This is a genomic window from Flavobacterium piscinae, from assembly GCF_004122145.1.
GTDB lineage: Bacteria > Bacteroidota > Bacteroidia > Flavobacteriales > Flavobacteriaceae > Flavobacterium > Flavobacterium piscinae.
Window position 1 is genome coordinate 109,334 of the sequence record NZ_SBKQ01000005.1, and the last position, 15,193, is coordinate 124,526.

Annotated in this window: 16 protein-coding genes and 1 tRNA gene; 7 read left to right on the top strand and 10 right to left on the bottom strand. The window is 33.5% G+C overall.

The features are described from left to right. Nucleotides 1-39 precede the first annotated feature (39 nt). The gene (locus EQG68_RS06005) at nt 40-879 is read left to right on the top strand and encodes a DUF3667 domain-containing protein (protein ID WP_129463888.1); all 840 of its coding nucleotides are present in this window, start codon (nt 40-42) and stop codon (nt 877-879) included. A 53-nt stretch (nt 880-932) separates the two neighbouring features. Here the strand turns inward: EQG68_RS06005 and EQG68_RS06010 are convergent. The 6 genes from EQG68_RS06010 to idi form a co-directional block, all read right to left on the bottom strand. Then, nucleotides 933-1,006: transfer RNA gene (locus tag EQG68_RS06010), tRNA-Thr, on the bottom strand. 79 nt (nt 1,007-1,085) lie between these two features. Continuing rightward, nucleotides 1,086-1,352, bottom strand: a complete 267-nt coding sequence (locus EQG68_RS06015) for a hypothetical protein (protein ID WP_129463889.1) — start codon at nt 1,350-1,352, stop codon at nt 1,086-1,088. Nucleotides 1,353-1,586: 234 nt separating this feature from the next. Further along, nucleotides 1,587-2,549, bottom strand: a complete 963-nt coding sequence (locus tag EQG68_RS06020) for a type I phosphomannose isomerase catalytic subunit (protein ID WP_129463890.1) — start codon at nt 2,547-2,549, stop codon at nt 1,587-1,589. Nucleotides 2,550-2,609: 60 nt separating this feature from the next. Continuing rightward, nucleotides 2,610-3,065, bottom strand: a complete 456-nt coding sequence (locus EQG68_RS06025; protein ID WP_129463891.1) for a peroxiredoxin — start codon at nt 3,063-3,065, stop codon at nt 2,610-2,612. 1 nt (nt 3,066) lies between these two features. Further along, nucleotides 3,067-3,477 carry a 6-pyruvoyl trahydropterin synthase family protein gene (locus EQG68_RS06030; protein WP_129463892.1) on the bottom strand — a complete coding sequence of 137 codons (411 nt, stop codon included), beginning with the start codon at nt 3,475-3,477 and terminating at the stop codon, nt 3,067-3,069. Between the two features lie 38 nt (nt 3,478-3,515). After that, nucleotides 3,516-4,043: an isopentenyl-diphosphate Delta-isomerase gene (gene idi, locus EQG68_RS06035; protein ID WP_129463893.1), complete on the bottom strand. Its 528-nt coding sequence runs from the start codon at nt 4,041-4,043 to the stop codon at nt 3,516-3,518. 146 nt (nt 4,044-4,189) lie between these two features. On the opposite strand from idi, the gene EQG68_RS06040 reads away from it, so the two are divergent. Beyond that, nucleotides 4,190-5,209, top strand: a complete 1,020-nt coding sequence (locus tag EQG68_RS06040) for a hypothetical protein (protein ID WP_129463894.1) — start codon at nt 4,190-4,192, stop codon at nt 5,207-5,209. On the opposite strand, the gene EQG68_RS06045 is transcribed toward EQG68_RS06040, so the two are convergent. The 3 genes from EQG68_RS06045 to EQG68_RS06055 form a co-directional block, all read right to left on the bottom strand. After that, nucleotides 5,190-6,749 (bottom strand): NAD(P)/FAD-dependent oxidoreductase, encoded by a 1,560-nt coding sequence (locus EQG68_RS06045; RefSeq protein ID WP_129463895.1) that lies wholly within the window; start codon nt 6,747-6,749, stop codon nt 5,190-5,192. The genes EQG68_RS06040 and EQG68_RS06045 overlap by 20 nt on opposite strands. A 93-nt stretch (nt 6,750-6,842) precedes the next feature. Then, nucleotides 6,843-8,381, bottom strand: coding sequence for a T9SS type A sorting domain-containing protein (locus tag EQG68_RS06050; RefSeq protein WP_129463896.1), 1,539 nt, complete (start codon nt 8,379-8,381; stop codon nt 6,843-6,845). 42 nt (nt 8,382-8,423) lie between these two features. Continuing rightward, entirely contained in the window at nt 8,424-9,476 is a 1,053-nt protein-coding gene (locus tag EQG68_RS06055) for a DUF2891 domain-containing protein (RefSeq protein ID WP_129463897.1), read from the bottom strand. A gap of 27 nt (nt 9,477-9,503) precedes the next feature. Between EQG68_RS06055 and EQG68_RS06060 the strand changes: the two genes are divergently transcribed. Continuing rightward, entirely contained in the window at nt 9,504-9,740 is a 237-nt protein-coding gene (locus tag EQG68_RS06060) for a hypothetical protein (RefSeq protein ID WP_129463898.1), read from the top strand. A 76-nt stretch (nt 9,741-9,816) separates the two neighbouring features. On the opposite strand, the gene recQ is transcribed toward EQG68_RS06060, so the two are convergent. Next, nucleotides 9,817-12,012 carry a DNA helicase RecQ gene (recQ, locus tag EQG68_RS06065; RefSeq protein ID WP_129463899.1) on the bottom strand — a complete coding sequence of 732 codons (2,196 nt, stop codon included), beginning with the start codon at nt 12,010-12,012 and terminating at the stop codon, nt 9,817-9,819. 86 nt (nt 12,013-12,098) lie between these two features. Here recQ and EQG68_RS06070 point away from each other — a divergent pair, with 86 nt between their 5' ends. The 4 genes from EQG68_RS06070 to lptB all read left to right on the top strand — a co-directional run bounded on the left by EQG68_RS06070 (nt 12,099) and on the right by lptB (nt 15,192). Further along, a complete protein-coding gene (locus EQG68_RS06070; protein WP_164975397.1) occupies nt 12,099-13,064 on the top strand; it encodes a KpsF/GutQ family sugar-phosphate isomerase in 966 nt (321 codons plus the stop codon). Next, the gene (gene tatC / locus EQG68_RS06075; RefSeq protein ID WP_129463900.1) at nt 13,064-13,882 is read left to right on the top strand and encodes a twin-arginine translocase subunit TatC; all 819 of its coding nucleotides are present in this window, start codon (nt 13,064-13,066) and stop codon (nt 13,880-13,882) included. The genes EQG68_RS06070 and tatC overlap by 1 nt, the downstream gene beginning before the upstream one ends. 10 nt (nt 13,883-13,892) lie before the next feature. Beyond that, the gene (locus EQG68_RS06080; protein ID WP_129463901.1) at nt 13,893-14,234 is read left to right on the top strand and encodes a carboxymuconolactone decarboxylase family protein; all 342 of its coding nucleotides are present in this window, start codon (nt 13,893-13,895) and stop codon (nt 14,232-14,234) included. Nucleotides 14,235-14,451: 217 nt separating this feature from the next. After that, nucleotides 14,452-15,192, top strand: coding sequence for an LPS export ABC transporter ATP-binding protein (gene lptB, locus EQG68_RS06085; protein ID WP_129463902.1), 741 nt, complete (start codon nt 14,452-14,454; stop codon nt 15,190-15,192). Nucleotide 15,193 lies beyond the last annotated feature (1 nt).

Consider the following 15,193-nt stretch of genomic DNA (forward strand, 5'->3'; position numbering starts at 1 on the left):
CTAAATCTTTATTAGAGAAAACTATTTACCTTTACACGTATGGAAAAGTGTAAAAACTGTCAAACCGATTTCTCAGGAAACTTTTGTCCTATGTGTGGACAAAAAGTTTTTCATGAAGAAGATAAATCCATAAAAAAAATTGGTGTTGAGATTTTTCATTTTTTTACCAATTTTGATAATTCTTTTTTTAAATCGCTATTCACAGTTATCAAAAGTCCGGGACAGTTGACATTAGATTATTGTAACGGAAAGCAAAAAAGATATTTCAAGCCTATTTCTCTATTTTTTGTAATGGTCGTATTGTATTTACTTTTTCCTATTTTTAGTGGATTGAATACTGAAATGAAATACTATAAAGGCACCCTTATTTTTGGTAGTACCGTAAAAAAAGAGCTGAATAATAAATTGGAAAAAGAACAAATTTCTTTTGAAGAATTAAGTCAAAAATTTAAAAGTAAATCAGAATTTGTTTCTAAAGTGGTTCTTTTTTCGTTTATTCCAATTTCTTCTATTTTTATTTTCTTTTTGTTTTATAAACAAAAGCTAATGTTGTATGACAATATTATTTTAGCGACAGAAATGAATATTTTTTACTTATCAGCTCTATTTTTTGTTTTTCCAATTTTATATCTATTAATATTAAATTTAATTTCTTCTTTATTTTCAATTTCAAATGAAAACCAAAATTCAGACATCCATATTTCATTCATTTCAATTACAATTTTTGTTATTTACAGTTCAATTATTTTCCAACGTGTTTTTCAACAAAAAAGGTGGGTTTCAATTTTAAAAGGAATAGGATTTGCTGTTTTACACACTTTATTCTTGATTAGTCTTTACCGATTTATCGTGTTTAAATTAGTCCTTTTACAGTTGTGAAGTTAATAAGTAAAATAAAAAAAGGACAACCCTAAGATTGTCCTTTTCAATTGAGCCGATAGAGGGACTCGAACCCACGACCTGCTGATTACAAATCAGCTGCTCTAGCCAGCTGAGCTACACCGGCGTCTCAATGTGAGTGCAAATATAATTTTGAAAATGAATATTCCAAAACAAAAAAGCACTTTTTTTATCAAAAAAATGGATTAAAGTGCGTTTACTTTTTCAACTAATTGAATAGCAGCCGCTTCTAAATCCTTCTCTACTTGCTTTAAATGAGCTTTACGGCTTTCTACTTTTTTATCGTTTACTTTTGTAATTAAGGTATCAAACGTAGCTATCGCCTCATCAATCAAAGCACTGGATTGTTCTGTTGGTTTTCCGGTTGTTGTCATTTCATGGTAATAAACCGCCTCGATAATATCACCCATTACAAAATTGATATCTTTCTTTAAATTTCTAATACTTGCCATTTTTTATTTAATTTTAATTGCGGTGCAAAAGTACATAAAATTTTATTAAAAGCCACAAAATACACGAATTAGCACGAATTTTATACTTCACTAATTTGTGTGAATAATGAAATTCAAGACGAAAAAAGTGTGTACTTGTTATTAAACACGAATTTCACGAATTAGCACGAATTTATAATTTAACCAATTCGTGTTAATTAGTGAAATTCGTGTTGAAAAAGAATCAATTTTGAACTAAACCGTAATTTCTAATAGTGTTGAAGTTCCTTTTAACTTGAAAGAAGTAAGTATAGCCGGAAGTAAAATCGTATCACCCGTTTGATAAGCATATTTTTCATCCTTCAGAAACAATTCAAAACTACCTCCTGTGCACATAAAAACCATGAAAGAATCATTATTCTTTTCAATTATCAATTCACCGTTAAGTGAAATTATATTGGTTTTAAAATACGGACAATCTACTAATGATGAACTATTATTTTCTATTGCTTTGTATTCTTTTTTGGAAGAAGTTGTTTTATAATTGATTGCATCCAACGCCAATTCGGTGTGCAATTCACGTTCGTTTCCATTGGCATCTACCCTATCCCAATCATAAATTCGATAGGTAACATCACTGGTTTGTTGAATTTCCGCTATCACAATGCCGGCACCAATAGCATGTATGGTTCCGGTTTCTAAAAAGAAAACATCGCCCTTTTTCACAGGAACTTCATTCAAAAGTGAAATGAGCGTTTTATTTTCAATATGCTCTAAATATTCCTCACGAGAAGAATCTTCTTTAAATCCAATTATCAGACGAGCATTTTCATCCGCTTGCATGACATACCACATTTCGGTTTTTCCAAAAGAGTTATGACGTGCTTTTGCTAATTCGTCATTAGGGTGCAACTGAATCGATAAGTCTTCTCGGGCATCTAAATATTTAAAAAGCAAAGGAAATTGTTTCCCGAATCGAGCAAAAACCGTTTTGCCCAGTATTTCTTCAGGATATAAGTCAATCAATTCATTAATATTTTTCCCTTTGAAAAGACCATTCTTGATAACACTTACATCATTAGGAACGGTAGAAATTTCCCAACTTTCTCCGGTGATTTCAGAGTTGATTGGCTTATTTAAATAGGTTTTTAATTTGGTCCCACCCCAAATGCGTTCTTTTAAAATGGGATGAAAAGTAAGCGGATAAAATGATGCCATTGTTTTTTTACAAAGGTCAAAAATAAGCAATTGAATTGATACTATTTTTTATTCAAAGACTTATACTATTTTTTTTAGCATTTGAAGAGCTTTTTCGATATGGATTTTTCCGGAAAGGTTATCAAAAATCAAACGTATAATTCCTTTTTCATCAATTACATAGGTCACACGACCGGGTATGAGTCCAAATAAAGCGGTGGGAACACCAAATAGATTGCGTAATTTTTTATCATGATCGGATAAAAGTGTAAAAGGCAATTGATATTTTTGAGCAAACTTTTGATGTGAAGTGGATGAATCTCCGCTCACACCAATCACCTCCGCTCCTAAATCGGTAAATTCTTCATATTTGTCTCGAAATGTACATGCTTGTTCAGTACAAACGCGTGTATCATCTTTTGGATAGAAATATATAACAACCGGTTTTTTTCCTATTACCGATGAACTGTCAAAACGTTCTCCTTGTGTATTTTTTGCTATAAAATGTGGAACTGTATCACCTACTTTCAATGCCATTTTAATTTCCTTTATAGGTTACAAAATTTCGAGGAGTTTCGTATAAAACGACTTCTAAATCAAGTGAATCTTTGATGTAATTACGTAATTTATTCCAAATTACAACGGCAATATTCTCAGCCGTCGGATTCAAATTATCAAAATCCGGAACATCCAAATTCAAGTTTTTATGGTCAAATGCATTTTCAATATGTTCCTTGATTAAGTCGGAAAGAATTTTTACATCCATCACAAAACCGGTTTCTTGGTCTATTTCTCCAGTTACACTTACGATCAATTCATAATTGTGTCCGTGATAGTTGGGATTGTTACATTTTCCAAAAACCAAATCGTTTTTTTCCATCGACCAATCTTTGCGATACAATCGGTGAGCAGCGTTAAAGTGAGCTTTTCTGGAAACAGTGACTCTCATTTTATTGAAATTTGAAGTTGATTTTTGTTCTTGTTATTTTACAGTTTGTGTTCTTCCAAAAAATGATAAAACTCATCAAAAATGATTTTAAACCAAACAGTGTAGTTTTCAGATTGCGTTTGAATATCGTCTTTAATCGCTTCAATACTCATCCATTTCCAACTTTCTACCTCATCGGGATTAATTTTTGGAGCTTCATTGTAATATCCAATCATAACGTGGTCGAGTTCATGTTCGGTTAAACCGTTATCAAACGGAGCTTTGTAAATAAAATGAAATAATTCTTTTAATTCGGTGGTAAAACCCATTTCTTCGTATAATCGACGGGTTCCGGCTTGAATATTGGTTTCGCCCTCCCGTTGGTGACTGCAACAGGTGTTCGTCCACAACAAAGGCGAATGGTATTTATGATGAGCACGTTGTTGCAACATCACTTCGTTTTTATCATTCAATACAAAAACGGAAAAAGCACGATGAAGTACCGCCTTTTCATGAGCTTCGAGTTTTTCCATCAACCCAATTGGCTCGTCGTTTTCGTTTACTAAAATTACTTTTTCTTCTGTCATAGCTTTTTAATAGCACTTCAAAGGTAAGAAAAAGTTCGTTTTTATTTTGATTTATATGGATTTGTGATAAGTTTAACGGGTGTTGAAGATAGTAATTTTGGTTTGAATTTAAAATAGTTTAGTTATTTTTGAGTTATTAGAAATATATGAAAAAATTTATTTTTTTATTTTTCCCAATAGTAGCCTTTTCACAACTCTCCGAAAAGGTCAACATTCTTTTTTCAGAATTAAATACTTTTGAAAGAGTTGAAAGTGAACATATTTCTTTTGGTGGCATTCAAAGTAAATCCTATCAACTATTTGAAGATATTGATTCCATTGCTTCAACTGATGAATTAGTCTACATGGTAAAAAATGGAAACTTATCCACAAAAGCTTATCTCTCTTACTTGTTAGTTGATAGAAAATATGAAAAGAATACCGAAATTTTCAAACTTTTTCTTAAAAATAATGACACTTTAAATATTACGGTTGGTTGTGTTGGTCATACTTCTACTTTAGCGGCTGAATTCTATAGTTATTTTTTTAATGAAAAAAGAAAAATTGAAGACAGAAAAGCATTAGAATCTGAAATTTTAAAAGATCCAAAAGCATATGAATTTTTTCCTATTGAAGATTATCATTCGAATTGGAATTATGAAGAAATAATAAATTCAATCAATGAACTAAATGGAATTGCATTAAAAACTGACTCAATTAATCCAATAACAATTAATACTATATTTAGATTAAATGATTATCAGTTAAATGATTATGTCAAAGTAAAATCAATTGCAACTAAATACCCCACTCGAGAAACTCTAGCTACTTTAGCCAGTTTTAAAGAAGATAAAGATCTGAATATCATTCTTGAAAATAAAAAAATTAATTTTTTAGCAATATCAAAATTTCCTCATTCATCTTTTTTCTCTTACCTGCAAGAGTCTTGTGAAAATCAATATCAAAATTTAGATTTTTACGATGCAATTACAAGTTATTGCACAAAAGAATCAGGTCTTGAATTGGAAAAGTTATACAATAAAATAATTTTAGAAAATAAAAAATTTCCAATGTTAGGTGATGAATTGCTTGTCTATTTGTTAAATTTTATTGAAGACAAAAAATGTTCCGAACACAACGACTTTTTTGTAAAACTAAACGATTATCTTACCCCAAACTCTCCTTAATCTTTAAAGCACATTTCTCTCCATCAATTGCAGCTGAGACGATTCCGCCAGCAAACCCTGCTCCTTCTCCACACGGATATAAACCTTTGATTTGAAGATGTTCTAACGTTTGTGCATCTCTTGGAATGCGAACAGGTGAAGATGTGCGGCTTTCCGGTGCATGCAAAATAGCTTCGTTGGTTAAATAACCTTTCATTGATTTTCCGAATTGCACAAAGCCTTCTCGCATGATTTGCGTTAAAAATCCGGGAAAAACCTGACCCATTTCTACTGAAGTAGTTCCCGGAACATACGATGTTTTGGGAATGGAAGTAGAAACTTTGTTTTGTGTAAAATCAACCATGCGTTGTGCCGGAACTTTTTGCGTCTGACCCGCTAAGTTCCATGCTTTTTGTTCGATGGCTTTTTGAAATTCCATGCCGGCTAAGGGTCCGAATTTGGCAAAGGGTTTGAAATCTTCCAATTTTAATTCGACTACAATTCCTGAATTGGCGGTAGCTTGATCTCTTTTGGAAGGTGACCAACCATTAGTCACTACTTCGCCAGGACTTGTTGAACACGGTGCAATTACGCCGCCCGGACACATACAAAACGAATACATCCCACGACCATTCACTTGCTTGACGATGGAATACGGAGCCGGTGGCAAATAGTCCCCTCGAAAATCACAACTGTATTGAATCGAGTCAATCAACTCTTGCGGATGTTCCGCCCGAACGCCTAACGCAAAAGGTTTGGCTTCGATGAGGATTTTTTTTCTATCCAACAATTCAAAAATATCCCGTGCCGAATGTCCGGTTGCCAAAATGACTTTATTCGCCGAAATCGTATCACCTTTTTGGGTAACGATGCCTTGTATTTCATTGTTTTTAATGATAAAATCGGTTACACGGGTTTCAAACAGAACTTGCCCGCCACATTCGATGATTTTTTCACGAATGTCTTGAATAATTTGTGGCAATTTATTGGTTCCGATGTGTGGATGAGCTTCTACTAAAATATCGGGAGAAGCACCAAAACCCACTAACAATTGCAAAATTCTGTCTACATCACCTCGTTTTTTGGAACGCGTGTAGAGTTTTCCATCAGAATAGGTTCCGGCACCACCTTCGCCAAAACAATAGTTAGAATCTTCATTTACAATATGGTCACGATTTATCGCTTTTAAATCTCGACGACGGCCACGAACATCTTTCCCCCGTTCGAGAACGATGGGTTTCAAACCTAGTTCGATGAGTTGAAGAGCGGCAAAAAGTCCGGCAGGCCCCGCTCCAATCACGATTACTTCTTTTTGATTGGCTACATTCGGATAAATGGGTAATTCAATTTTTTGCTCAGTAAACGGTTCGCCTTGAAAAAAAATCATCAACTTTAAATTGATTTTTATGGCTTTTTGACGGGCATCAATCGAACGTTTTACAATCGAAATATGCTGCACTTCATTCATTGAAACCCGAATCATTTTAGCCACATGATCTTTGAGTAAAAAATCATTGGCAGCAACTTCGGGTGTGACTTGAATGAGAAGCTCTTTGGGCATGGAATTCTTTTTTGCAAAAGTAATTTTTTTAATTTGTATCCAACAAAAAAGGTTCAGCAAATGCTAAACCTTCTTTAGAACAATTCTATTCGGTTATTTTTTCAAAAACTTATAATTTAAATTTTGATTATTCATTTGAATATTAATCAAATACAATCCAGATTGAAGAGTTGAAACATCAATAGTTTGATTATTATTGAAATTATTTACTTCTTTTACTTTTGAACCATTAATAGCATAAATTGAGATTTTATCAATACTCCATTCCGATTGGTTGGCTATTGAAATAAAATTTTCTGCCGGATTTGGATAAATCTGAATTAATTTTACCAGTTGATTTTCTGTTAAACTTAGAGCTACTTGATTGTCTAAATAATCCGGAATTTCATTTGAATTTGTATCATCATCCATTGGATTATTATTGCCATTGTAATCTTCATTAATTGTCAATACACCATCTCCATCATCATCATTATCGAGATAATTCGGAATTCCATCAGCGTCTGTATCTAACGGATCACCGGCATCAGAACTTCTACCATTCGGGAATACATATTCAAATTCAGTTAAAACCATATCACCATCATCGTCATTATCTAAAAAATTTGGGATTCCGTCCCCATCAGTATCATCGTTATATAAATTTCCATCACCATTTAAATCTTCTAAATCATTGGCTATAGAATCCAAATCATAATCTGTATTACAATCTATGACCATCAATTTTACTTGCGTTATTGTACCATTAAAAAAAGCAAAAAGGGTTTGTTCGTTTGGATTTACATTTGAGAAATCTGAAGAACTAATACCATTTGTTCCAGCTTCAGCATCTGATTGCGAGGTATAAATTAAAACTGACTCAGGAGCACCTGAACTTAATTCTTCTTTCACTAAATTTAAATTAAAAACCGCTATTCCATCTTCATCATCATCACAAACAACATAATTATAAGTTGCATTTTCAAATGGTCTTGAAAAACGCCAACCTTCTTGGCTTGCAGTCCAAACGCCAGTATCTCTTCCGGGTGGTGCCAAGGAGTTGGTACCGTCTTGGTTTAGAATACCAATGAGTGCTCTTCCTCCCATCCAAGCTGTACAAGCAGGCTTATCTATAATTTGAACATCAATAAAATTAAATGTTTCATACAATATTAGTTGAAAGGAACTGAGATTGGAAGAACATTGACCTCCAAAATGAGGCTGATTTTCAAATATTACAACAAACTTTCTAAAAGGTGCATTACCAACAGTTGAATACGTTAACGAACCAATATCATCAAAATTATATAAATCATGATAGCAAGCAAATATTGAATTTTGCACATTAACATTTAACTGAGCTAAAGGTGTATCAAAAAAATATTCGCTGTAAATAGTTGCATTTTCTAAATTAAAATTAACGTATCCATTTGTGCTAATTACTAATTCATTGTGATTATTCCCATAAAAATCAAAGTCAAAACCAATTGGTATTACTTCTGAGTATCTATCATCAAGAGTTGCTAATGACGTTGCACCAGTAGTGTAAACTTGGTGTGGAATTGGTGAAACCGAATAATTGTTTTGCGAAAAACCAAGGTTAGTAAGTAATAAAAAAAGTACGATAATTTTTGACAAGTAGTTGTTTATCATATGTTTGTTTTTTTTCAAATATAATTAATAAAATTTGATTTGCTAATTTTTTTCTTCAAATGCTCTTAACGCAAACGAAGCCAACCAATGTTCACCTTCATAATTGCCATCAACAACTGATGGGAGAGAAAAATTGAGATGCTTTTCAGCTAACGACTTAAGATGAGAAAAGTGTTTTGGATATAACTTTATCAAATGATAAAAATTCCAAGCACGGCTAAAATTTAATCCGTCTAAATGCACCAAATGGCCATCGGTTCGGTCTGAAACTCGGGCAACTTCCCAATCAAAATCTTTCTTAAAAATGGACTTATTAAACTTCTTTAGCCACGATAAGAATTCTTTCTCCGGTAAAACTCTACTCATAATTCCAATTTCTTCCATACAAGGCGAAAGAAAATCGGTACCGCTGGGTTCCCAATTTAACGGACAATTTTCATCGGATAAAAATAATCGTTTGGCATTTTCGGTTATTAAATTTTGAAAATCTTTGTTGTTGGAATAAACAGCATAATCCCACGCAAATGTGAGTCCGAATGCCGTGTTATTGTGTGTTCCCGCTCGAACCGGATAAAGTAATTTTGGGAGAAATTCATAATATCGTTGCACAATTAAGTCAGAAAGTGGTTTTAGATTTTGAGCCAATTCTTTAGCAAAAGGTTCCTTACTGATTTCTAATTCTAATTGCAATTTTAATAACCAATTCCAACCATAGGTTCGTTCAAAGGATTTTTCGTGATTTTTAGAAAAATAGGCCACTTCCAATTGAATATTTTCTTTCGACAAATTGGTTTTTAACTTTTGAATAATCTCATTTTTATTCGCTATATCAGGAAAATGATTCAGTAAATACACCAAACTCCAATGACCGTGAACGGAAGAATGCCAATCGAAGCATCCATAAAAAGCGGGATGCAATTGAACGGGTGATTGAATTTCGGTGGCATCCCATAAAAGTTGGTTTAATTTGTTGGGATATTCCTGCTGTAAACACTTTAACGGAAGCGAAGCCAAATGATTAGCTTGATCAGTTGAAAGTTTTTGAGCTTTCATCCCAACTGAAAATAAAAGTAAACCTAAGACGAGTTTTTTCATAAAATGAATTTATTTTTGCATAAAAAAATGTCAAGAAAAATTAAATTGATTTGGGATTTTAGAGGTCCGGCTTCAGCTAAAACGGCAGAGCATCATGAAATTCATTTAAAAGAATTCATTGAAGCAGAACAACTTCCACTTAACATTACGGGGTTTGAAATATACAACGAAATGTATGCCATTGCCTTTATGGTTGTTACTGATGAAAACATGATTGCGGTTCGCGATGCTTTGAAACCTCATCGGGGGGAATTGTATGAATAGTTTACAGTCGCAGTTTGCAGTCGCAGTTTGCAAGATACTGAAATTGTAAACTGTAACTGAAAACAAAGACTGAACACTAATTGGCTACTTCACTTATAAATTTAATTCGCATCAAACGCAATTCTTCGATGTCATAATCGCCATCAAATTCTTTCAAAGCGTCTTCTATTTTGTCGGTTTGTGAATCCATAAAGTAGTCATGAATTTCATCTTGTTGCTCATCGTCTAAAATCTCATCAATCCAATATTTGATATTTAATTTAGTTCCTGAGTACACAATTTGTTCCATTTCCTTCAATAGATTATCCATCGTAAGGCCTTTTGCTTTGGCAATATCTTCCAAAGATAACTTTCTGTCAATATTTTGAATGATGTATAATTTATTGGCAGAATTTGCACCGGTTGACTTCACAACCAAATCATCCGGACGAATAATATCATTTTCATCTACATAACGGGCAATTAAATCTACAAATGGTTTGCCGTATTTTTTGGCTTTTCCTTCGCCCACACCATGCACATTACTAAGTTCTTCTATCGAAATTGGGTATTTTAAAGCCATGTCTTCCAATGATGGATCTTGAAAAACCACAAAAGGGGGCACACCCAATTTTTTGGCTTCTTTTTTACGTAAATCTTTCAACATCGCCATCAAAGCCTCGTCAGCAGTTCCGGAGGATTTTGAAGCAGCTACAATTGCATCGTCTTCTTCCTCGCTATACTCATGGTCTTCTGTCATCATGAAAGAAGTTGGATTTTTTAAATAAGCTATTCCTTCAGGGGATAATTTCAAAATTCCATAGGTCTCAATGTCTTTTTTTAATAACCCTGCTACTAAAACCTGACGAATGAGAGCCATCCAATAACGTTCCTCTTTATCGTTTCCGCAACCAAAAAAGTCTTGAGAATCGGTTCGATGTGCTTTGATTACAGCATTAATCTTACCCATTAAGGTAAAAACAATTTCTTTAGACTTGTATAAATGTTTTGTATCTCTAACCACCTGAAGTACTTTAACTACGTTATCTTTGGCTTCAGATTTTGGTTTTGGATTACGTACATTGTCATCCATATCTCCTCCTTCTCCTGTTTCGTTGTCAAATTCTTCTCCGAAATAATGCAGTAGAAATTTTCTTCTTGACATCGAAGTTTCGGCATAGGCAACCACTTCTTGAAGCAAAGCAAATCCAATTTCTTGTTCTGCTACCGGTTTGCCTGACATGAACTTTTCAAGTTTTTCTACATCTTTATACGAATAATAGGCTAAACAATGGCCTTCGCCACCATCTCGACCGGCACGGCCTGTTTCTTGGTAATAACTTTCGAGCGATTTAGGGATATCATGATGAATCACAAATCGAACATCCGGTTTGTCAATTCCCATTCCAAAAGCAATTGTAGCAACTACCACTTCAACATCCTCCATCAAAAACATATCTTGGTGTTTCGCTCTGGTTTTGGCATCTAAACCGGCATGATAAGGGACGGCACTTATCCCATTCACTTGTAATACCTGAGCAATTTCCTCTACCTTTTTTCGGCTAAGGCAATAAATAATTCCTGACTTACCTTTATTTTGTTTGATAAATTTAATAATATCCGACTCCACATTTTTGGTTTTCGGACGAACTTCATAAAATAAATTTGGTCGATTGAACGATGCTTTGAATGTTTTGGCATCGGACATGTCCAAGTTTTTAAGTATATCTTCCTGTACTTTTGGGGTAGCAGTGGCTGTGAGACCGATCACAGGTACATTTCCCAAATGTTTAATTATGTTTTTTAAGTTTCTGTATTCCGGACGAAAATCATGCCCCCATTCAGAAATACAGTGAGCCTCGTCAATCGCAATAAATGAAATGGGAACTGACTTTAAAAACTCAACATATTCCTCTTTTGCCAATGATTCTGGTGCAACGTATAATAACTTTGTAATGCCCGAAACAATATCTTTTTTAACTTGATTGATTTCAGTCTTTGTTAAAGATGAATTTAAAACGTGTGCTATACCGTCTTCCGAAGAAACACTTCGGATGGCATCCACTTGGTTTTTCATTAATGCAATAAGTGGAGAAACAACAATAGCTGTTCCGTTTTGAAATAATGCAGGAAGTTGGTAGCACAATGATTTACCTCCTCCGGTTGGCATAATCACGAAAGTATTTGTTTTATTCAGGATACTTTTGATCACTTGTTCCTGAAGACCTTTGAACTGATCAAAACCAAAATACTTTTTTAATTCCTTATGAATGTCAATTTCGTTGGGATTCATTCTTATGTATGGGTATTTTATTTTAAATTTGCATCCATAAAGATACAACTTTCTTTTATTCATACAAATTTTATATACAATCCGTTTTGATTACAAAAGAAAAAATTTTAGCAACTGCCAGAGAAACCATTTTAACTGAAAGTCAAGCCATTTCAAAATTGGCTGATTTACTAACTAATGATTTTGTAGAAAGTGTTCGGCTAATTTATCAATCAAAAGGCCGCTTAATTGTTACCGGAATTGGAAAAAGTGCCATTATCGCTCAAAAAATTGTAGCGACTCTAAATTCTACAGGAACTCCGTCAATGTTTTTACATGCTTCTGAGGCAGTTCATGGCGATTTAGGGATGGTTCAACCGGATGATGTTGTGATTTGTATATCAAAAAGCGGAAATAGTCCCGAAATTAAAATTTTGGTCCCGATATTGAACCGATTTGGAAATACATTAATTGCGATGACCGGAAATTTGACTTCTTTTTTAGCTAAAAATTCGCAATATGTTTTAGATACAACGGTAGAGAAAGAAGCTTGTCCAAACAATTTAGCTCCAACCAATAGTACTACTGCACAATTGGTTATGGGTGATTGTTTAGCTGTTTGTTTAATGGAAATGCGAAACTTTAAAGGAGAAGATTTTGCCAAATACCATCCCGGCGGAGCCTTAGGAAAAAAACTTTTGCTTCGAGTGAAAGACATGTTGGATGATTCAAAAAAACCATCCGTGTCACCTGATTCGAATGTTCAGACTGTTATTTTTGAGATTTCTGAAAAAAGACTTGGTGTTACAGCTGTCGTTGAAAATGATAAAATAATTGGAATCATTACTGATGGTGATATAAGAAGAATGTTGAGCAAGACAGCAACTATAACCGGAATTTACGCTCGAGATATTATGACCAAAAATCCAAAAATGATTCAACCTAATGATATGGTTGTTGAAGCACTAAATATAATGGAAGATTTCTCGATTACTCAATTAATTGTAGCGGAAAACAACTCGTATAAAGGAGTAATCCATTTGCATGACATTTTAAAAGAAGGCATTGTATAATGGCAACCAGTAATCCGAAAGAAATGTCATTTTTAGATCATCTCGAAGAGTTGAGATGGTTGTTAGTCCGAAGCACTTCTGCTGTTTTAATCTTAGCCTGTGCCGCTTTTTTTGTAAGCGATTTTATTTTTGAAAAAATTTTATTCGGCCCAAAAGATCCAAATTTTGTGACCTATCATTTTTTCTGTGATGTAACTCGTTTTTTTGGAATAAATGATGCAGAAATATGTAATGTGAAAATGCCATTCATTATTCAAAATACGAACATGGGTGGTCAGGTTTCCTTTTTAATTTGGACTTGCATTACAGTTGGATTTATAGCTGGATTTCCTTTTATTCTATGGGAAATATGGAAGTTTATCAGTCCGGCATTATATGAAAAAGAGAAAAAATATGCCAAAGCATTTATTATACTTTCGTCATTATTGTTCTTTTTAGGGGTTTTGTTCGGTTATTATATTATCACCCCTTTATCTGTTTATTTTTTTGGATCATTTAGTGCGAGTTCTGAGATTGTGAACGAATTTAATTTGGATTCTTATACCAGCATGATCAAAACATCTTCAATAGCTTGTGGATTACTGTTTGAATTACCAATTTTTATCTATTTTTTAAGTAAATTAGGATTGGTAACTCCTGCTTTTTTAAGAAAATATAGAAAGTATGCACTTATTATTGTATTGATTTTATCCGCTATTATAACTCCACCTGATGTTATTAGTCAAGTAATTGTAGCTGTTCCAATTATGATTTTGTATGAAATTAGTATTTTCATTAGCTTTATTGTTGTTAGAAAAGAATTAAAAAAATCAACTTAAAAATAAAAAAATGTCAGATTTGGTTCAAGAATTTAATGATTATCGTTCTAAAATGAATGAAAAGCTGTTGGCTGACAATAATTTAGTCATCAAACGAATTTTCAATTTAGATACAAATGCCTATGCGGAAGGTGCTTTGGATGTAAAAACTAAAGAATTATTAGGTTTGGTAGCTTCCGCTGTATTGCGATGTGATGATTGTATCAAATATCATTTAGAAACAAGCTACAAGCACGGTGTTACCAAAGAGGAAATGATGGAAGCGATGGGGATTGCCACATTGGTTGGTGGCACTATTGTGATTCCTCATTTGCGAAGAGCATATGAATTTTGGGAAGCTTTAGAAAGGTAATGTACCAATTAATCAATGTGTCGATTAGTCAATTGAATAACAGCACATAATAAAATACGTTTAAACTAATTGACACAATGGCTAATTGATTAATTGGCACATTGACAAAATGTTAATCAAAAAACAATAAAATTTGAACTGAAAATAAAATTTCTATTTTTACAACATGTTTCTTCAATTGTCGTATTGACAAATTGACTCGTTGACAAATTAAACCATGAAATTAAGAGCCGAAAATATCGTTAAAACCTACAAAGGCAGAAGTGTTGTAAAAGGTGTTTCTGTAGAAGTAAATCAAGGAGAAATTGTGGGATTATTGGGCCCAAACGGAGCCGGAAAAACTACTTCTTTTTACATGATTGTAGGGTTGGTAAAACCCAATAGCGGAAAAATATACTTGGATAATATGGAAATTACCGATTATCCAATGTATAAACGTGCTCAAAACGGAATTGGTTATTTGGCCCAAGAAGCCTCTGTTTTTAGAAAATTGAGTATCGAAGATAATATTCTGAGTGTTTTGCAACTCACTAAACTTTCCAAAGCGGAACAAGTTGCAAAAATGGAAAGTTTGATTGCTGAATTTAGTTTAGAACATATTCGAACCAATCGTGGTGACTTACTTTCGGGCGGAGAAAGGCGAAGAACTGAAATTGCCCGAGCCTTGGCAACCGACCCAAAGTTTATTTTGCTTGACGAACCTTTTGCAGGCGTTGACCCGGTTGCCGTGGAAGATATTCAACGGATTGTGGCCCAATTGAAAAACAAAAACATTGGTATTTTAATCACCGATCATAATGTACAAGAAACATTAGCCATTACCGACAAAACCTATTTAATGTTTGAAGGCGGCATTTTGAAAGCCGGAATTCCAGAAGATTTGGCAGCTGACGAAATGGTTAGAAAAGTATATTTAGGACAAAATTTCGAATTGCGAAAAAAGAAATTGGAGTTTTAAT